The following is a 19,109-nucleotide window of genomic DNA, read 5'->3' on the forward strand; positions in this document are numbered from 1 at the left end:
GCGATCTCCCCTCAGGAACGATCGGCCAGCAACAGACTGGCTGTGTTGGTCAGGATGCGATCGTTGTTGATCATCAGCGGCGCCGACCACAGATCGCGCAAGTGGCGGCCCAGGCTGAACGGCGTGCCGTGCTTGTAGCCCGCCATGCCGCACACCAGCATGGCCTGCTGCACCGCCTCCAGCGCCAGCGTGGAGACCGCGGTCTTGAGCCCGTTCATGCCCGCGGCCAGCGCGAACGCGCCCGCCACCGGCGGCTCGGCATGGCGCCGGCGCTGTTGCTCCAGCGCCAGCTCCAGCCGCCCTTCGATCAGCTGCAGCAGGCTCACCGCCTCGGCCACGCGCGCCGCCGACGGCGGCAGCGCGCCGGGTCGCGCGCGCGCCTGCCCCTGGAAAAAGGTCTTGGCGCGCGCCACCGCATCGCTGCAGATGCCGAGCCACAGCGCACTCCACAGGATGTGCGACACCGGCGTCATGGTGGCGTCGGCGATCTCGCCGAACGGCACCGGCAGCACCTGCGCCAGGGTGCCGGTGGCCTCGAGCCGGAAGCCGTTGCTGCAGGTGCCGCGCATGCCCAGCGTGTCCCACGCGTTCAGGCTTTGCAGCGTGTAGTCCGGCTTCAGCGCGCACACCAGCACCTGGTCCGATGGCGCCGCATCGGCATGGCGGCGCGACGTGATCAGGATGCCGTCGGCATGCGCGCCATACGAAATCGTCGGCGCCATCTTGAGCAGATGGAAGCGTTCGTCCGCGACGTTGAGCGCGCAGCCGCTGCTGCGCAGCGCGCCGCCGATGGCTTCCTCGGAAGTCGCCGAAGCCAGCAGCAGCTGCTCGGCGGCTATGCGAGCGAGCAGCGCCTGGTGCCAGGGGCTTCCGCCGCCGTGTTCGATCACGCAGGCGACCTGGATCTGGTGCATGGCGTAGATCATGCCGGTCGACGCGCACGCCGCGCCGAGCACGCGGCAGATGGCTGCCACCGTGGCCAGCGAGGCGCCGGCACCGCCGTGCGCGGCGGGCACCATGGCGCCGATCAGGCCGTGCTCGCGCAGGCTGTCGATGGCTTCTTGCGGAAAGCGCGCATCACGGTCGACGGCGTCGGCATGGGCCTGCGCGACTGCGGCAGCGGCCTGGGCTGCGACCAGCAGCGCCTCGGCGCGCGCGCACACGGCGCCCGCGCCGGCATGTGCCAGTGCCACCCTGGCCACGGAGGTCATGCCGCCTCCTGCTGCCGCCGGATCTGCTCGACCGCGGTGGCCAGGGAATCGATGCTGCGGAACAGCTGGCGTGTCAGCATCTGGTCCGGGATCTCGATGTCGAAAGCGTTCTCGAGCGCGAGCATCACGTGCACGGTGGCCAGCGAGGAGAGGCCGGCGGCATACAGATCATCGCTGTCTGCCACGTCGGCGAGCGGCACATCGAGCCGGGCAACTTCGCCCAGAATGCTGCGGATGGTTGCTTTCATGGAACGTCTCCGGATTTTTATGGGTGCGGCCTATTGCACGCTGAACAGCCTGCGGCTTCGGTACGTTTGCGCACCAATCCGTGCGCCCCCCGGCACGCCGCAACTGCGCGCCTCAATACGCACTGGCGCCGGTCCAGCCATGCAGCGCGGTGCGCAGGATGATCTGCAGGTCGAGCTGGAACGACCAATGCTGGATGTAGTAGATGTCGAACTCGATACGCCGGCGCATCTTCTCGACGGTATCGGTCTGGCCGCGCAGGCCGTTGATCTGGGCCCAGCCGGTGATGCCCGGCTTGACCCGGTGCCGCAGCATGTAGCGGTCGATCAGTTCCTTGTAGAGCTCGTTGTGCTCCATCGCATGGGGGCGCGGGCCCACCACCGACATCTCGCCGCGCAGCACATTGAAGAACTGCGGCAGCTCGTCCAGGCTGGTGCGGCGCAGGAAGGCGCCGACCCGGGTCACGCGCGCATCGCCGCGTACCGCCTGCGTGACGCCCACGTCGGCGTGCTGGCGCATGGTGCGGAACTTGAAGACATCGAACGGGCGCCCGTCCATGCCCAGCCGCCGCTGTCGGAACAGCACCGGCCCGGGCGACGACAGCTTCACCAGCACCGCCACCACCAGCAGCAGCGGCGCCAGCCCGACCAGCGCGGCCAGCGCGAAGGCGCGGTCGAAGCTGGCCTTGAGCAGGCCGGTGATGCCCGACACCGGCGGGCTGTTCAGGTCGATCACGGGCAGGCCGAGGAACTCGCTGAAGCGGTGCCCGAGCAGCTCCACCGACATCACGTCGGGAATCCAGCGGATGTCGATCAGCTCGTTGCGGAACTGCCGCACCACGTCGTACAGGTCGCGGCACGCCACCATCGGCAGCGTCAGCCAGATCTCCCTGACCGCCTGGCTGCGCACGAACAGGTTGACCTCGTCCATGGTGCGCAAAGAGACCACCCCGTCGGGCACGGCGATCGGCTCCTCATGGTAGATGCCGACCACGCGGTAGCCCGCGGCGCGGATCTGGTCCACGCGCAGGTACATCTCGCGCCCCAGCGGCCCGTAGCCGAAGATCACCACGCGCTTGGCATTGATGCCCTGCTCGCGCACATTGCCCAGCATGCGGAACATGACGGCGCGCACCCCCGCCAGCGCCAGCAGGCTCGAAGCGAACCAGCCCAGCGACCAGACCCGCGACACCGCGGCGATCTGGTGCATCAGGAACGCCGTCATCAGCCCGACGATGAACACCGTGGTCCACGCAGCCAGCAGGCGCAGCACCAGCGCCGCACGGCTGCGGCCGCGCCACGATTCATAGATGCCGAAGGCGGGAAACACGGCCAGCACCGCGATCGAACAGAGCGCGGCAAGAAAGCCATGCACCGGCGCGGCGCCGCGGATGCCTTCCGGAAAGTACAGCGCACCGATCATCACCGCGCAGGCGCCGACCAGCACCGCGTCGGCCAGCCGGTACAACAAGTGCAGCGCCGTGTGGCGCTCTGCCGCAAAGGTCGAACTGGATGCCATGGCTGTCCACCGCGAATGCAATGCTCGATGCAGCGATGGTTGCCGAGCCGCCCGCCAGTGTCTGTTGGCGGGCGCACACAGTCCGTGGCGGGAAAATCGGCGCGGCGCGGCCGCGCTCAGCAGGGTCCGGTGCGCGCCGCGGCGTGCGCCCTGGCGTACCCGGGCGCCCGCCCGTGCATGGCCCATTCGCCGCGCTGGAAGGGGCGGTCGCGGCCGGACAGCAGCATGGCAAGTTGCTGGATCAGCGCGTGCGAGGCGCCCACGGTGCCGGTCATCGGCATCACCAGCGCGGTGGCCAGCACCGCGCTCGCCAGCACCATCGCCAGCGGACCATGCGGGGTGGTGCGCCGCAGGATGAACGGCACGCTGACGCACAGCCCCAGGCCCAGGCCGCCCGCCACCTCCGACACCGAGTGCGCATGCAGCGCCAGCCGCGACACCCCCACCAGCAGCGCCATGCCCAAGCCCGCGGCCGCCGCCAGCCAGCCCAGGCGCCGCCACGCGGCCGGCACCGCCAGGTAGAGCAGCACCGGCAGCACCGACGCCGCCATCATCGCGTGACCGGAGAAGCCGGTGAAGTTCAGCGCCGCACTGCCGATGCCCCAGCCCATGAACGCGAGCTTGGATGCCAGCACCAGTAGCGCGGCCGCGGCGAAGGCCAGCACCCAGTGGCGCGCGCTGGCGGGTGCGCCGCGCCAGTACAGCCACCACGCCAGGAACACGGCGCAGGGCAGCAGGTACGCGGACTCGCCGAACAGGGAAACGAGATGCCAGTGGCTCATGGGCGGGCGCAAGCGGTAAGCGTCAGGGTCTGGGGGTGCAGCGTATCACTGTGCGCACGTGCAGCGCGGCCCCGGCCTCGCCGAGCAGGGTGCAGACAGGTTGAGAGTGCATGACTGCATTGGCCGTCTGGTGGATAGAGAGTCTTTGCGCAATTCGATATGTTCAATCGGGATCGCTGCCCTTGCATCACCGGGGCAGCGTTTTCAAAGCCCGCATGGTCCCCCGGTCGGCGGGCTTCTTTTTTTGCCGGCCGGGAAGGCATCGTCGCGACGGCGGCGGATCAACGGCGAGGTCATGCGGCCCACGCAATGCGGCCTCCACCGGGGCGGCTCCACCGAGGCGGCCAACACAATGCGGCCCGCACAAAAGCACAGCGGCACCGGGCGCTCGCGCCGGGTGCCGCTGCACAACAGCTGCGCGTGCCTGCTGCTTCAGCTCACCAGTGACGGCGGCACGCGGTGCCGATGCTGCGCGATGATCAGCGCCTTGAGGCTCTCCACGCGCAGCAAGGCTTCGCGCTCGCCGGCCGCGCGCGCGGCATCGGCGGCGGCCAGCTCGCAATCGAACTGGCGCCCGTGCAGTTCTCCCCGGTACAGCAGCGGCTCATCGCTGCCGGCAGCGCCATCCGCGCCGCAACCTTGCCCTCGATGGGCGGCGAGCCTGATCTCGAAGCAGCACGCCCACTTTCCCCGGCCCTCGCGCACCGCAAAGCCGCGCACGACGAGGAACTCCAGTCCGGCCTCCATACGACCCCCTTCTCCCCGGGACGGCCAGCCTGCAAACGAGGGCCAGCTTCTGCCTCCGGGCGAATCAAGCATAGGCCATCAGCAATATTGCGCCCTCATCCGGTGGTTGTAGGAGGGATCGCACAAAGGAGGGAGGACGCGGGCGCACGGGTCCCGCCCAGCGACAGCGCCATGCGCGGGAAACACTGTCCGCCGGCCCACACCAGCGCCGTGGCCGCGCACACCAGGTCCATCGCCGCGGGCAACGCAAGACAGCCGCTGGCGCCGAGCAGCGCCGCATGCAGGATCAGCGCCGGATCGAGGCGATCCGACAACACCAGCCAGCGCCGCGGCGCCAGGCGCGCGTGCAGCTGGTCCAGCCATGCGCGCGGATCGCCTTCGAGGCCGCTGCAATCGATCACCGCAATATCCGCGGGATCCGGCGACGGCTGCGCGCCGGCGTGCGCAGGCGTGAAACCCGGGACGGCCTGCAGGTCCTGCGTTGCGGTCTGCATCGGCGCGGCCGATGTCGGGGCGTGCGCCGAGGCTTGCAGCCATTGCGGCGTGCGGCAGTTGATCGGCTTTGGCAGGTCCAGCGCGTGCAGGCGTCGCGCCAGGACCCGGCACATCATTTCATTGCTGGCGATCAGGTAGGTCGGCATTGACTCGGTCCGGCGGCAACCCGGGCGACCATGGCAGTGGTCGCGCGGTCGGGGCCGGGCTGCGGGGCGGCCCGGTGGGGAAGCCATCGCGCCAGCGCCAACCCGCCGGCGTCGGTCTGTGCGGATGTCTTCCCTCAGAAGGTAGCAAGCCGCTGCCACCCCTGCCTCATGCTTTTGGCGGAGCGTCGCGCAGCAGAAGGATGAGGCGCGAGTGGGCCCGCGACCGGCGTCGCCCGCACGGCTCAGGCCGCCTGTCCTACCGGCGCCGGCAGACGCGCCGGCGGTGCGGCCGGTTCCGGTCCTGCCCAGTTGAGCGTGGCGCCCCTTTGCAGCGCCACGTAGACCGCTTCGCCCTTGTTGCGCACATGCAGGCGCTGGTACAGGGTGCAGGCATGCGTCTTGGCCGTGGCGATCGAGATGTTCAGCATGCGGCTGACGGTCTTGATCGGATAGCCGCGCGCCAGCAATGCCAGCACTTCGTACTGGCGCTCGGTGATGTTGAGCAGGTGCGCGCCCGCCGAGGGCGTCTCGTACGCGGTGGCGTGCGCGGCGAACTGCCGTGGCGCCGCGGGCGCCGCGCTGTCGTGGCCGGCATTGTCCACACCGGGGCGCAGCGCCACCACCCGGGCATCGCCGGGGGCGGCCGGCGCCACGGGCGCCGCGACGGCCTCCGTGCCGGCGTGCCGGACCGGCAACGGCTGGCTCGACGCGGGGAAGCACTCGCCGCCGGCGAGCACCAGCCGCACCGCCGCATCCAGCGCGTCGGCGCTGCAATGCTTCGGTACGCAGCCGCGCACCGGCTCCGGCACGCCGGCCTCGGGCAACGCCGGCATGGCATGTTCGCTGAGGACCAGCACCCGCCGCGGCCGCAGCCGCAGGCACAGCTGCTCCAGCAGGGACCAGCCGCCGGCCTGGTCGGCCGGCAGTCCGTAGACCATCAGGTCAGCATCGTTGAGCCACAGGTCGGAATCGATGGGCGCCAGCGGATCGAGGTCCAGCAGGTCGCCGTCCAGGTGTGCTTGGGCCAGCAGATGGCGCAGACCCAGGCGCAGGAGGGGGTGAGGCTCGATCAAGAGGATGGTGGCCATGGCCGCTCTCTTATTATTGCGGCAAGCCCGGACCCCGCGAAAATCCGTGCCTGCTTGTCGGACGTGCCCCGCTATCCTGCGGTTGCACCTCCATACGATCCGCCATGGCTCCGGGCCCGCCGTGCAACCTTCCCGTCTGGCTGCATTTCGTCCTTACCCTGGAGATACCGGATCGCCCCGGTTTGCGTGTGAAACGCTTATGTTGCAAGAGCCTTAGATTCGGCTGAAGTCTGATCTAAGTATTTATAACTCCTGAGCTGCAGCATATGAAACGTGCCCGGCGAATGCAAGGTAATGGTGCGCTGCGGCGGGTAATCCCCAACCTGCGCCTTGCGCCATCGCGCGGCCGGTCTATGCCGGCTGAGGGCAGCATACGGACGAAACCTTGCCGGCGGCCCTGTGCATCCTGCGCCATCGCGCATAAAATTATCGGCATTGCATTTTGCTATGCATTTCGGGTCGGACGATTTCTGCCTCGCTCCGGGTGCCTTATAAATCAATAAGTTAGCGATACTGCGCAAGCTGCCGATGATTCCTGCCGCGCCCTCTGTCAGCCTGACCCGCAGCGAGTTCGCCGCCGTGCGTGCCTATGTCCAGGGCATGCCGGCCGCGATGGTGGTCCCCCGCTATCTCTCCGACGATACGGACGACGATGACGCCGGCGCCGAGTCGGCGCTGCGCATCCTGCTGGCCCTGCGCGACCGCATGGTCCAGCTCGCGCACCTGCACGGGCGCGCGGACCTTGCCGAATTGCTGCTGGCCGGCCCCGGGCGCTCGAATCGGGGCATGGACCGCCGCGTCGATGCACTCGGTGAGCTCGAGCGGCTCGGCACGGCAGCGCCCCAGCCCCAGCACAGTGTGGAATTGTGGTTTGCGCCAGCGCTGGCGCGGCGTCTGCGCGACGCCAATATTGTGACTCTTAAAGCTCTTTTGGATCTTGCCAATCGGCGCGGCACCGCCTGGTGGCGGGCCGTGCCGCGGATTGGCGCGCTCGCCGGTACGGCCGTCAACCGCTGGCTCGGCGAGCATCGCACCGTCTTCAAGGGGGCGGATGGCGCGCCGCTGCTGCATGCGCACGTCGGCAACCGCGCGCCGCTGCAACCGGCGTCGCTGAGTCCGGCGCTGCGCCAGCCATTGCCGCTGGAGCTGATCAACGACGCGCCGGCCGGTGACGGCCATACCGCGCGTACCGATGCCTGCCCGTACAGCCACGGCGTGGCCGTAGTCAAGGCGTGGCTGCGCGCTGCCACCGGCGGGCACGGCAGCACCTTTGCCGCGTATCGCAAGGAGGCGGAGCGGCTGTTGCTGTGGGCGGCGCTGGAGCGCAGCAAGGGGTTGTCGCAACTCGACCTGGACGACCGCCAGGCTTACCTGGGTTTCCTGGCCAGCCCCGAACCCGCGAGCCGCTGGTGCGGGCCGCGCGCACCGCGCCACCTGGCCGGATGGCGGCCACTGACCGGCGCGCTGAGCCCCCCCAGCCAGCGCCACAGCCTGCGTGTGCTGGCTGCATTGTTCCGGTGGATGCACGACAACGGCTACCCGTGCGCGGCGCGCTGGCCCGCGCAGACCGACGCTGACATGTCAGCGGCACCGGCGGCGAAGGCCGCTGCGCCCCCCGCCCGCGCTGCGCTGCCGGACGACAGCATCGCTGCCTTCCTGTCATGGCTGGCGTCGCAAGCCGAAGCCAGCGACGGGCAGCGCTACCGCGCCGCGCACGCCGCCATCCTGCTGTTGCGCGAGCAGGAGCTCAGCCTCGACCAGCTGTCATCGGCGACACTGCGATCGCTGTCCCTGGCCGGGCCCGCGGACGGCATGGTCGTCGAATCGGCCCCCCTCGGCAATCCTGTGGACGCGCCCGCCGCGGCGAGCGGCCTTGCCCCCGCGACACGGATGGCGCTGGCGCGCCACTGGCTGGACCGCAATTTGCAGTGGGGTGGTCCATGCATGGAGGACGCCTGCCTGATCGGCCCGGCGACGGCGCCGCCCACCGGGCGTGCCCGCCGCAAGCGTGCGGCACAGCCGCTGGGCGGCTATTCGGTGCGCGGCCTGCATGCCGTGCTGGCGGCCACCCTGGCGCGCTATCGCGAACGCTGTGATCCGGCATTTGCGGCACGTTCACCGCGCGATCTGCTGGCCTGAAACAAAGAGGGGCAGTGTCGCCACTGCCCCCCGTAAAGTCGTCCCGCCAGGCATGTCGGCGCGGAGCCGAAGCGGCGGTCTTTCAGCGTTTCAAAGCAACGTCTTGTCGAGTCCGAAGCGAGACTTCAGGGCTTCGACCAGCGCCTCGCGCGCACTGCGGTCGGTCAGTTGCACGTCCAGCATCACGCGTCCGGAATCCCATTCCTTGATGGTTCCCAGCAGCTGGCCGCTGTCGGTGCGGATCTTGTACTGGCGGCTGATTTCCTTGACCTTGCGCGCCTTGCCTTCCTGCGCCTGCTTGCGGATCGCCTCGACCTCGCGGCTGGACAGCCCGTCGTGGATGATCCGCCCCGCCAGTTCGCGGGTGCGTTCTTCGCCCGCCAGCTTGAAGTACAGCGTCAGTTCATAGCCGGCGGCAATGCCAATCGCGCTCGGGCATTCGCGCATCACGCCCAGCACCGACTCCGGCAGGCGCAGCAACGCGAGGGTCTTGTTCACGGTGCCAGCGGAAATGCCGGTCAGCTCGCAGATTTCCTCTTCCTTCTGGACCTTCCCTTCATCGAGCAGCTGGCGCCAGGCAATGGCATTGTCAAGCGCAGACTGGTCCGAGCGCTGCTCGTTCAGCATGAACGACAGCCGGTAGAAATCCAGGTCGCTCAGGTCGTTCTCGACAAAGCATTCCATCTCGAGCTTGCCGGCCGATGCCAGGGCTCGCTTGCGGTAATGACCGTCGATCAGGATGTAGTGGCCCGGGCGCGCCGGATCCGGCGCCGCGAGGCCCGGAGTCTTCTGGCCGTGCGTGGCGATCGACGCGGCCCGCTCCTGCACCACGGCAGGATCGTAGATGCGGCGCGCGTTCAGCGGGTTGTCATGCAGCTGCGCCAGCGGAATCCGGATCAGCTGCCGGCCCGCGGCGACGTCGTCGAGACTTTCAGCGCTGAAAGCGGCCAAGGTTTCGGCAGCTCCCCTGCCATGCAGCAGGCCATTGGGATGCTGGGAAATGGCCGCTTCCGCCCGCGCGAAGCGGTCCATCGTATCGTTCCGGCTCTTCTCGGCCGCCATGCCGGCGAGCATGCCGGCCTTCAGGCTTTTTAGTTTGGTAGCCATGCCTATTGCTCAATCAAAGACAACACTTCGTCGACCATCATGTCGACCTCCTGCACCGCCTCGCGCGCGCCAGCCACGCCATGGACGGTGCAGCCGATCGCCTGGCATTCTCGGAATGCCGAACGCGAGCCGATCATCGAATTCAACAGCGGGACGTCCCCATCATCGCCAAGGATTTCAATCGCCTGGCGCGCGATCGATACCCGGCGCTGGACCATATTGGCCATGACGCGAATCAGCAGCGATTCATTCTGTACCTGGGCGTGCTGGGCCAGCGTCTTGGCGGCCACCGCTGCCCACAGGTCCGGCGGGGACGGCACGACGGGAATGATGGCGAGATCGGAAATCAGCAACGCGCTGGATGGCGCCGCCGAATGGACTGCAGGCGGGCAGTCCACAACGATGTAGTCATAATCCTGGACGAATTTTCGGACCTCGCGGTGCATGGCGCCCCCGGATGGCGCCAGCCCGATCACCGATGCCGGGAACGGCCGCTCGTCGCTGGCCTGTGCCGCCCATCGGGTGGCGGTGCCTTGCTCGTCCATGTCGACCAGCATCGAGCGCGCACCGCGCAAGCCCAGCGTGCCGGCAAGGTGCATGCTGACCGTCGTCTTGCCGCAACCGCCTTTCTGGTTGAAGACCGTAATGATTTTGGCTGGCACTGCGACCTCTCTTTCAGCGCTGAAAGCGCGGTTGATTCTTAAGGCGCAACTGTAGCCAAAACCAGGTGACGTATCAACCTTTTTCCAATTTAACAAATATTGTGTTTCAAGGGCGTGGGCGCCGGACTGCGCTTTCGGCGGGCGAAATCAGGCAAGTCGGTAAAATTGCTTGAAAATCGGACCGGAATGTGCCTAAAGTATCTGTAGTGCGCATTACGCCGCACATGACACCGTAATCCAAAGTGGTTATGATGCGCGCTACAGTCGAGTCAAGTCGTGTCACCTCGTCGGCTTCCGTTCGGTATCTACGAGAACTCAACGTGCTTGAACGGTTGTTTGCGTTGTGTACAAGAACTTGCTTCGAAAAGGAAATTCCTATGGCAACCGGTACGGTCAAGTGGTTCAACGAGACCAAGGGCTTTGGCTTCATTACCCCGGACGACGGTGGTGCAGATCTGTTCGCGCACTTCTCCGAAATCCAGGGCTCGGGCTTCAAGACCCTGAAGGACGGGCAGCGCGTGACGTTTGAAGTCAAGCAAGGCCCGAAGGGCCTGCAGGCTTCGGCAATCAAGCCGGCCTGATCCAGCCTCGGCTGAGCTCTCACCCGCCGCGACGCGTTCGCGGCGGGCAACAAAAAAGGCAAGCGCTTCGCGCTTGCCTTTTTTGCGTCCGGGACCCGTGCGCCCGTGGTGCGCGTCAGCCCAGCTTGCGCACGCTGGTGCGCGACGGCTGCAGGATCAGCGCCTTGGACGAATCCGCGTCTACCTTGGCACCGGGGTAGACCACCAGCACGTCTTTCAGCGCCTTGCGGAACAGCGCGCGGAACTTGCGTTCACTTTCGGTTTCCGTGCCGAACTGCATCTGCAGCGCTTCCCAGGGGATCTCGGTGCGGCGCTGGATCGTAAAGAACCGGTAGGTCAGCCACGAATACACGTCGAGCGCGAACGGTGACTGCTTGAGGGCCTTCAGCGCACGCATGTCCACCGGCACCGGGCGGTTGACCAGCTCGTTGAAGAACGGCTCGGACAGCACCACGAAGCTCTCGAACATCGAGCCCTGGCCCGGCTGCATCGGATCCCACCAGGTCGACAGCTGATCGGCCAGCAGGTAGCCCACGCGATCGATCGACAGCGGCTCGTGGTTGGGATTCTGATTCTGGCTCGGCGTCGACTTGTTCTGCACGATGGCGATGGTCGCCGAGAACAGCCGGATCATCTGCTGGCGCACCAGCGTCATGGTGCCCCGCTTGCCGCCGGTGGCCATCGGGATGCCGAGGTTGTACATGAACTCCGACAGCGAATTACCAAGCGAAATACGCCGGTCTTCCACCGTGCCGGTGAATTCGCCGCGCTTTTTCTTCGCCATGATCTCCTTGCCGATCCAGGCCAGCATCAGGCGCGGATAGGAGCCATACGGGTATCCCAGCGATACCGTCTCCGACACCAGCTTCTGGCGGCCGTTGGCGGCGCGCTCGGAGCGTTGCTGCGTGAAGTAGCCCGGCTGGATCATCAGCGAGATATTGCCGCTGGTGCGGGTCCAGACCGGCGGCGCGCCCTTAGGCGCGCGATATGGCAGCGTGACCTGCACGCTGGCGCGGCTGAGAAAGCCGACCTCGCCGCTTTGCCAGGCGTCTTCGCGCTCCATGGCCTGCGCTTCGTCGAACAGGCGCTGGAATTTCTCGGACGGAACCAGGTTGTTCTCGTTGCCGGGAACAATGATGCGCGAGGGTTCGGCGTCCAGGTCGAGGACGCTTCGATCCCCCGTGGCGGCCGGGGAGCGTTTGATGGGCATAGTGGCTTGCTTCGGATTACCCGCCTTTGTACTCGAAGCCGCAAAGCTTGTCACGCAGAAACAGGTACACAAGCGATCGCATTGCCAGCGGGGTTCTTGCCAGCCCGGAGGATCTAATGGCTGGTCGCATGGTGGCGGACGGTGGGCAACCCGGCAGGGTTGTCCACGGTTCGCCAGCCATCAGCTACCAGTAAACGATACCGATACGGGTTAACTACTTGTAAACCGTATACGTGAAGCCAAGCCCTTTGATTCATAAGGGGAAATCACCGCCCGGCGAACCCGATTCTGCGGCGTTCCGTACCCGATTCAGCGAAGGGCCGAACCCGTATCTGCGGCCACCCGAACCCGTATCTGCGGCAGGCGCGAACCGGATTCTGCGGGGATAACCGCGGTCGCCCACAGGCTTCTCCACAGGCAAGACCGCGCAAAGCGTACCCGATTCTGCGGGATCGACGCGGGCCAGGGGCGTCGGGGCGCAGGTTCCCGCCAGAAACGGTGGATAACTGCCCCGCCAGGCTGTTATCCACGCAGAAACAAGTTCGCGTCGGCGTGCCCAACTGGCGCAACGGACCGCGCTGCGTACCCATTTCTGCGAAAAGCCCTGCCAAAGCGTACCCGTTTCTGCGCCAGCCTCAGATCGACAGCGGCCGGCTGTGCCAGCGTACCTGTTTCTGCGGCGTACCCATTTCTGCGACCGGCCTGATCACCCCGGCGGCGCTCGTCGGCGTACCTGTTTCTGCGTGCTCGGGCCATGAAACGATCCCACGGGGCGTACCCGTTTCTGCGTCCGATTTTGCCGAGGTGTGGGCGGAGCATTCACCAAGTTTCCATTATACACGGGACTTATCAAGAAAGCTAGTACTTACACCCAGCGTATACGTGATGAAATGGGGATTTATTTCGGCGTACCCATTTCTGCGACGCTTCCGGCGGGCGTTCCGGCATCCTCAAGCAGCTCCAGGCCGATGCCTGCTCGATCCGTACCCGATTCTGCGAACACGCATGGTGACCAATCGGCGCAAAGGCGTACCCGATTCTGCGAACGGACCACGTGGGGAGGCGGCAGCGACCGGGTTCCGCAACGCAATATGGTGCGTACCCGTTTCTGCGCCGGCAGATCCGAACTGCGGATGTGGATAGATCAGGCCTGGACGGCCTGGGAGAGCGCAGACCGGGGCACGAAAAAAAATTCGCTGCGTACCCGTTTCTGCGTGCCAAGAGGAAGCGCGGGCCGAGGCGGGGCGAATGCGTACCCGTTTCTGCGTGGTAATGGGCCGGAAAGCCGGAGGCTCACGGAGGCGATGCGTACCCGATTCTGCGAGCGTTGGCCAGGTGGCTTGTCGCCCCGCGGCGCAACATTGCGTACCCGTTTCTGCGAGGCAAATCGCTCAAGGCGACCAGCGGCTCGCGCTCAGGGGTGGCGCGCGAAGAGACGGAAAAGAGGAGGGAAGAAGGAGGAGGAAACCCATGTCGCGCCCTGATGGCGCGACAGAAAACAAAAAACCCCGCCGTGGCGGGGTTCTTACGCTGTACGGCGCACACCAGGTGCGCCGGGGCGGTCAACGCTTACAGCGGGGTGATGTTCGCGGCCTGCAGGCCCTTCGGGCCGTTCTTGACTTCGAACTGCACGCGCTGGTTTTCCTGCAGCGACTTGAAGCCGTCGGCGCGGATTTCCGAGAAGTGAGCGAAGAGGTCGTCACCACCTGCGTCCGGCTTGATGAAGCCGAAGCCCTTGGCGTCGTTGAACCACTTGACGATACCGGTTTGCATGATTTGCTTTCCAGAAAAAGGACAAAAAAGATCGCAATGACGAACACGTCATCCGACACGGAACTCAAGGAAAGGACACCATGGACAACCGAAGTACCAGACGGTGGCTAACGAATGAACTGTTGCCTCGTCGCTTGAATCTAGCCGCGTTTATACGGGGGATTGCCGCCAGCGTCAAGATGGGGACGGCCCCATGGCACCTGCTGGCCGCCTGCGTCCCGGGGCTGGCCCGCCCTGGCGGCGTCGTGGGATCATCACGCCTTTTGCATGTTGCTTATTCGTGCCCGCCGTGACGGCGCCGGGCCGGGCGGTACAGAGTACGCCTGCCGATCGGGGGGGCGCGGCGTCAGGCCCAGCCCGATCGGCACCGGTACGGAGCCATGGGTTCCAGTTGCCGCGGACACGATAAGACACCAGGAGACCATTCATGTCGATGCCGGATCCCGCTTCCAAGTCGGGCACCTCCACCCCAGCAGCGCCCCAGGCCGCGCCGTCGCTGTTCGAGCGGGTATTCAGGCTGCGCGAGCACCAAACCGATGTCCGTACCGAGATCCTGGCCGGCATCACCACGTTCCTGACGATGGCGTACATCATCTTCGTCAATCCCTCCATCCTCGGCGACGCCGGCATGCCCAAGGACGCGGTGTTCGTCGCCACCTGCGTGGCCGCGGCGATCGGCACGCTGATCATGGGCTTCTACGCCAACTATCCGATCGCGATGGCGCCCGGCATGGGCCTGAACGCGTACTTTGCGTACACCGTGGTCAAGGGCATGGGCTTCCCGTGGGAAGCGGCGCTGGGCGCGGTCTTTATCTCCGGCTGCCTGTTCCTGCTGGTGACGCTGTTCCGCGTGCGCGAGATGATCGTCAATGGCATCCCGCATTCGATCCGCGTGGCGATCACCGCGGGCATCGGCCTGTTCCTCGCCATCGTTGCGCTGAAGAACGCCGGCATCGTCACCGCGAGCCCGGCCACGCTGGTGACCATCGGTGACCTGCACCAGCCTTCGGCGGTGCTCGCGATCGTCGGCTTCTTCGTGATCGTGGCGCTGGACCACCTGCGCGTGAAGGGGGCCATCCTGATCGGCATCCTGCTCACCACGCTGCTGAGCTTCGCCTTTGCGGGCAACACCTTCCACGGTGTCTTTTCCGCGCCGCCGTCGCTCAGCCCGACGCTGTTCAAGCTCGATATCTCCGCGGCCTTGTCGATTGGCATCATCAACGTGGTGCTGGTGTTCTTCCTGGTGGAGCTGTTCGATGCGACCGGCACGCTGATGGGGGTCGCCAACCGCGCGGGCCTGCTCAAGGCCGGCAAGATGGACCGGCTCAACAAGGCGCTGATGGCCGACAGCACTGCCATCATGGCGGGCTCGTTCCTGGGCACGTCGTCCACCACCGCGTATATCGAAAGCGCCTCGGGCGTGCAGGCCGGGGGACGTACCGGCCTGACCGCGGTGACGGTGGCCGTGTTGTTCCTCGCGGCACTGTTCATCGCACCGCTGGCCGGGACGGTGCCCGCCTATGCCACCGCGCCGGCGCTGTTGTATGTGTCGTGCCTGATGTTGCGCGAATTGCTGGAAATCGACTGGAACGACGTCACCGAGGTGGTGCCCGCGGTGATGACGGCGCTGGGCATGCCTTTCACCTATTCCGTCGCCAACGGCGTGGCGTTCGGCTTCATCACCTATGCGGCGCTCAAGCTGCTGACCGGGCGCGCACGCAGCGTGCCGGTGATGGTGTGGATCATTGCCGCGGTGTTCATCTTCAAGTTCTATTACCTCCCGGGGCACTGACCGGCGCGCGAGCGGACCACGACAGGTCTTGCTGTCAGGGCGGCCCCAGGGCCGCCTTTTTTATCGCGGTGACGGCACGCCGTGCAGCGCGCACGATGTGGCGGCGTACCCGTTTCTGCGCGCTTCCGATGCGGCGCGACCGGTGCAGCGTACCCGATTCTGCGTGCCCGCCGAGGCCGCGGATACGTGACCGATTCATGGCTGATTCATCACCGATGGATGGCCGCAGCGTGCGCATGTCCCTGCCGTGGTGGGGTGTCGGTGCGTACCTGTTTCTGCGTAGTATGTCCGCGGCCGTATGCGCGCGGGGGCGCGCTGCGTCGCGGCTGCCAGCATGCTCGCGTGTGTGCGCGAGGGCTCATACCAACGGATGAGATTGGCTGTAAGTCACCCACTCAGAGCTGGACAAACCGCCGCAAATGCACTGAACTATAGGCGTGGCAAAGAGGGGCGCGGCAAGCGCCCCTTCTTGACTCCGGTGTATGCGGGCAGGGTGGCCGGGGCCATGCTGGAAGCGCGTCGGCGCAATGCGCCAGGGCGGCAGCGCTTTCGGAACAGAGACCGACAAGAGCAATGACGGCGCCGTCCACAATCCGGGAGCGTGCGGACAACATGCGCGCCACGCAGACAAGAAAATTCAAAACTGAAAAGTGGTAAACCGTAGACGTGCAGTGCCGGGGGATGTTGTTCAACGGGGATAATCATGACCGCAGGAGAGATCCGGCGACCCGTCATCGGGCCTGTCAGGGAGTCCAGTAACCGATCCATCCGATCCATGCATCCGGCCTGGGCTGCCGTGGGGGAAGCCGCAGGCGAAGTGCCCGCCAAACGCAACGTCTGCGAGGCGGCGACCGCGGATGTTGCCGCCCTGCTCGCCGAAGACAGCGGACTCAGCGATAGCGCCCGTGCGGCGGTGTCCAACCTGCTGCGTCGCCATCGGCTGCTCGAAGGGGAACTGGCGCGCCAGCGCACGCTGCTGCAGGAATGGATCCTGAGCCAGCTGACCTACAAGACCCTCTACTATCAATACTCCGGCCAGTCGCCGCAGGCGCCTCGCGTGGAGCTGATGCGCGAGAAGGAGGCCGTGCGCCGGCGCATCCGCGCGCAACTCCAGCCGGGCGCGGATTACCTCGCCGCGCCTGATGAAGCCACCCGCAGTCTGTCCAGCTCGTGACACCGACGTCGACCGCGGGCCCATGCCCGCAGCCAGTTCAGCCCCACCGTCCGCCACGGACGCGCGCCGCTGCGGCGGCCGCGGGTGCCGGCACCAAGAACAAGCCTAACGTCCGGGAGATCGTGATGGACCGACTGTGCAAGGCGTCACGCACTGCACAGCTCGTGGTCGTGTCGCGTCATGAAGATTTTGGTTTCGACCCCTCCGTGATCGGCACGGAATGGGAAATCCGCCGCGTCTCGCAGGTTCGCGACGCCGAGCGCGCGGTGCGCGCCTGCCCGCCCACGGCCGGCGTGATCGACCTGCAGTCCGACTACAGCGAGGCCGAGTTCGCGCAGCTGGAACAGGCGCTGCAGTACCTGCATATCACCTGGGTGGCGATCACCTCCGACGCGATGCTGGCCGACGAGCGGGTACGGCAGATGATCCGCGACTATTGCGTCGACTACGTGCGCCTGCCGTTCTCGATGCCGGAGTTGTTGTACACGCTGCGGCATGCGCGTGGCATGGCGTCGCTGCACGGCACGCGCCCGCAGGAGAGCGCGTCGCGCGGCACCATGATCGGCGAATGCGCGGCGATGCGGGCGATGTTCCGCTCGCTCGCCAAGGTGGCGCACAATGAAGCGCCGGTGTTCATCTCGGGCGAGTCCGGCACCGGCAAGGAGCTGGCGGCGCAAGCCATCCACGATGCCTCGAGCCGGCGCAAGGGCCCTTTCATCGCCATCAACTGCGGCGCCATTCCCTCGCACCTGGTGCAGTCGGAGCTGTTCGGCTATGAAAAGGGCGCGTTTACCGGAGCCAACCAGCGCAAGATCGGCTGGATCGAACAGGCCCAGGGCGGCACGCTGTTCCTCGACGAAATCGGCGACCTCCCACTCGAAAGCCAGGTGGCGCTGCTGCGCTTCCTGCAGCAGGGCACGATCACGCGGCTGGGCGGACACCAGTCGATCCCGCTCAACCTGCGCATCATCTCGGCCACGCACGTGGACCTGGTCGCGGCGCAGGGCGACGGGCGCTTCCGTTCGGACCTGTTCCACCGGCTGTGCGTACTGACGCTGTCCATCCCGGCGCTGCGTGAGCGCGGCGAGGACATCCTGCTGCTGGCCAATGCGGTGCTGGCCGAGCACGGCCACGAGGCGCACCGGCGCATCCGCGGGTTCTCCGCGTGCGCGACGCAGGCAATGATGCAGTACGCCTGGCCGGGCAATGTGCGCGAACTGATCAACCGCGTGCGCCGCGCCATCGTGATGACCGACAACCGCAAGATCACCGCCGAAGACCTGCAGCTGCACAACGGCGCCGAGTTGCCGCGCAAGACCCTCGATGCGATCCGCGAAGAGGCCGAGCGCGAAGCGATCCGCACCGTGATGGCCAGCCACGGCTTCCACGTGGTGCCGGCTGCGCGTGAGCTCAACGTGTCGCGCGTGACCCTGTACCGGCTCATGCACAAGCACAACATCCGTGTGGAGAGCCACGCGACCGCGGGGGAATAGCGGAAAAGAGGCAGAAGGGAGTCAGGACATCGGTCGCGCGCGTGCCGCACGGCCGGTCCCTGTGCCAGCACGGGCGCCAGCGGGAAAGGGGAACCGGCGACGTCCGCTCGCCGGTTCCGCCTTTCCCCGTGCCGGCCGGCACGTCAGCGCACTACCCGCGGGGGCCTTGCGGCCCCCTTTCCGTCCGCGAACCCGTCCGCGAACCCGCCCGTGAACCCGCCCGTGAACCCGCCGCCGGACGCCTGCGCGGGCGCGGTGGCAAGGTTCATGCTGATCTTGCCGCGCGCCCGCCGCGGCGGCTCGCAGGCATCCTGCGAAGGCCACGGCACGATGTCGCGGCCGCGCTGGCCGTCGCGTGCGTGCCGCGCGGGCGGCGCCGGTGCTTCACCGCCCGGCGTGTCCGGATCCAGCCGCAATTCTCCCCAGGCCCAGCCGAAGCTGCGCACATAGCCGTCATGACTGACCGCGGCGTGGCTGGTTGCGGCCTCCGCGTCGGGGCGGTCGAACCACGCGTAGCTGGCCGCTGCAGCGCTGCCCGAGCCGATCGCCAGCGCTGTGGCGAGCATTGCAGCTTTCATGGTCGGCATCTCCCTGTGGAAAAAAAGTGCCCGCCGGGGGACGGAACACTAATCCGCGCGGTCACGCTGGTTCGCGTGCCGCTTGTTGTGTCAGTCCGTCATGCGCGCCGCTTGCCAGCGTGGCGGCGGCAGGCCGGACTGGCCTGCGCCGGTCCGCGGATCGCCGCGCAAGCCATGCCATGCGCGCTGCGCGCGGCCTGCACCCGCGCGCGCGGATAAGGCAGCAGCGGCGCCGACACCAGGTCTATCTCTGACGGCGGCGGGCCGGCCAGGCGGTATGCGCGCCGGCGTGCCGTCATGCGGGAAGGCGGATGACGCATGTGGTGATCTCCAGCGCGCAACGACGGGGTTGACGGAACTGGCGCAG

The 19,109-nt window shown here is 66.9% G+C and carries 18 protein-coding genes; 5 read left to right on the plus strand and 13 right to left on the minus strand.

The annotated features are described in order from the left end of the window. Nucleotides 1-11 precede the first annotated feature (11 nt). The 7 genes from A3AG_RS0112545 to A3AG_RS0112575 form a co-directional block, all read right to left on the minus strand. Complete coding sequence (locus A3AG_RS0112545) at nt 12-1,211, minus strand: acyl-CoA dehydrogenase family protein (RefSeq protein ID WP_018005736.1); 1,200 nt, start codon at nt 1,209-1,211, stop codon at nt 12-14. Then, nucleotides 1,208-1,459 (minus strand): acyl carrier protein, encoded by a 252-nt coding sequence (locus A3AG_RS0112550; RefSeq protein ID WP_018005737.1) that lies wholly within the window; start codon nt 1,457-1,459, stop codon nt 1,208-1,210. The genes A3AG_RS0112545 and A3AG_RS0112550 overlap by 4 nt, the downstream gene beginning before the upstream one ends. Before the next feature lie 112 nt (nt 1,460-1,571). Continuing rightward, nucleotides 1,572-2,975 (minus strand): undecaprenyl-phosphate glucose phosphotransferase, encoded by a 1,404-nt coding sequence (locus A3AG_RS0112555; RefSeq protein ID WP_018005738.1) that lies wholly within the window; start codon nt 2,973-2,975, stop codon nt 1,572-1,574. A 116-nt stretch (nt 2,976-3,091) separates the two neighbouring features. Further along, nucleotides 3,092-3,757, minus strand: coding sequence for a phosphatase PAP2 family protein (locus tag A3AG_RS0112560; RefSeq protein WP_018005739.1), 666 nt, complete (start codon nt 3,755-3,757; stop codon nt 3,092-3,094). Between the two features lie 432 nt (nt 3,758-4,189). Next, a complete protein-coding gene (locus A3AG_RS0112565) occupies nt 4,190-4,504 on the minus strand; it encodes a hypothetical protein (protein ID WP_018005740.1) in 315 nt (104 codons plus the stop codon). Nucleotides 4,505-4,599: 95 nt separating this feature from the next. Continuing rightward, nucleotides 4,600-5,145, minus strand: a complete 546-nt coding sequence (locus tag A3AG_RS0112570; protein ID WP_018005741.1) for a helix-turn-helix domain-containing protein — start codon at nt 5,143-5,145, stop codon at nt 4,600-4,602. 242 nt (nt 5,146-5,387) lie between these two features. Continuing rightward, nucleotides 5,388-6,233, minus strand: a complete 846-nt coding sequence (locus A3AG_RS0112575; RefSeq protein ID WP_018005742.1) for a helix-turn-helix transcriptional regulator — start codon at nt 6,231-6,233, stop codon at nt 5,388-5,390. A 528-nt stretch (nt 6,234-6,761) separates the two neighbouring features. On the opposite strand from A3AG_RS0112575, the gene A3AG_RS0112580 reads away from it, so the two are divergent. Then, nucleotides 6,762-8,372, plus strand: a complete 1,611-nt coding sequence (locus A3AG_RS0112580) for a phage integrase family protein (RefSeq protein WP_018005743.1) — start codon at nt 6,762-6,764, stop codon at nt 8,370-8,372. Between the two features lie 90 nt (nt 8,373-8,462). Here the strand turns inward: A3AG_RS0112580 and A3AG_RS0112585 are convergent, their stop codons facing one another. Together A3AG_RS0112585 and A3AG_RS0112590 are read right to left on the minus strand one after the other, a co-directional pair. Then, on the minus strand, nt 8,463-9,479 hold the full coding sequence (locus A3AG_RS0112585; RefSeq protein ID WP_018005744.1) for a ParB/RepB/Spo0J family partition protein: 1,017 nt from the start codon (nt 9,477-9,479) through the stop codon (nt 8,463-8,465). A gap of 2 nt (nt 9,480-9,481) precedes the next feature. Beyond that, nucleotides 9,482-10,141 carry an AAA family ATPase gene (locus A3AG_RS0112590; protein ID WP_012354867.1) on the minus strand — a complete coding sequence of 220 codons (660 nt, stop codon included), beginning with the start codon at nt 10,139-10,141 and terminating at the stop codon, nt 9,482-9,484. A 377-nt stretch (nt 10,142-10,518) separates the two neighbouring features. Here A3AG_RS0112590 and A3AG_RS0112595 point away from each other — a divergent pair, with 377 nt between their 5' ends. Next, nucleotides 10,519-10,722 (plus strand): cold-shock protein, encoded by a 204-nt coding sequence (locus A3AG_RS0112595; protein WP_006159056.1) that lies wholly within the window; start codon nt 10,519-10,521, stop codon nt 10,720-10,722. A 115-nt stretch (nt 10,723-10,837) separates the two neighbouring features. Here A3AG_RS0112595 and A3AG_RS0112600 read toward each other — a convergent pair whose 3' ends face one another. Both A3AG_RS0112600 and A3AG_RS0112605 read right to left on the minus strand, forming a co-directional pair. Next, nucleotides 10,838-11,932 carry a replication protein RepA gene (locus A3AG_RS0112600; RefSeq protein WP_012354866.1) on the minus strand — a complete coding sequence of 365 codons (1,095 nt, stop codon included), beginning with the start codon at nt 11,930-11,932 and terminating at the stop codon, nt 10,838-10,840. A gap of 1,569 nt (nt 11,933-13,501) precedes the next feature. After that, complete coding sequence (locus A3AG_RS0112605) at nt 13,502-13,705, minus strand: cold-shock protein (protein ID WP_010811149.1); 204 nt, start codon at nt 13,703-13,705, stop codon at nt 13,502-13,504. A 427-nt stretch (nt 13,706-14,132) separates the two neighbouring features. Between A3AG_RS0112605 and A3AG_RS0112610 the strand changes: the two genes are divergently transcribed. The 3 genes from A3AG_RS0112610 (at nt 14,133) to A3AG_RS0112620 (ending at nt 18,164) form a co-directional block, all read left to right on the plus strand. Beyond that, nucleotides 14,133-15,497, plus strand: a complete 1,365-nt coding sequence (locus tag A3AG_RS0112610) for an NCS2 family permease (RefSeq protein WP_018005745.1) — start codon at nt 14,133-14,135, stop codon at nt 15,495-15,497. Nucleotides 15,498-16,200: 703 nt separating this feature from the next. Continuing rightward, nucleotides 16,201-16,671, plus strand: a complete 471-nt coding sequence (locus A3AG_RS0112615) for a hypothetical protein (RefSeq protein WP_018005746.1) — start codon at nt 16,201-16,203, stop codon at nt 16,669-16,671. Between the two features lie 125 nt (nt 16,672-16,796). Next, nucleotides 16,797-18,164, plus strand: a complete 1,368-nt coding sequence (locus A3AG_RS0112620) for a sigma-54 dependent transcriptional regulator (protein ID WP_018005747.1) — start codon at nt 16,797-16,799, stop codon at nt 18,162-18,164. A gap of 143 nt (nt 18,165-18,307) precedes the next feature. Here the strand turns inward: A3AG_RS0112620 and A3AG_RS31620 are convergent, their stop codons facing one another. Both A3AG_RS31620 and A3AG_RS0112630 read right to left on the minus strand, forming a co-directional pair. Continuing rightward, nucleotides 18,308-18,742: a hypothetical protein gene (locus A3AG_RS31620; protein WP_240619836.1), complete on the minus strand. Its 435-nt coding sequence runs from the start codon at nt 18,740-18,742 to the stop codon at nt 18,308-18,310. 98 nt (nt 18,743-18,840) lie between these two features. Continuing rightward, nucleotides 18,841-19,062, minus strand: a complete 222-nt coding sequence (locus A3AG_RS0112630) for a hypothetical protein (RefSeq protein ID WP_240619837.1) — start codon at nt 19,060-19,062, stop codon at nt 18,841-18,843. Between the last annotated feature and the right edge of the window lie 47 nt (nt 19,063-19,109).

This window comes from Cupriavidus neocaledonicus, from assembly GCF_000372525.1.
Classification (GTDB): Bacteria; Pseudomonadota; Gammaproteobacteria; order Burkholderiales; family Burkholderiaceae; genus Cupriavidus; species Cupriavidus neocaledonicus.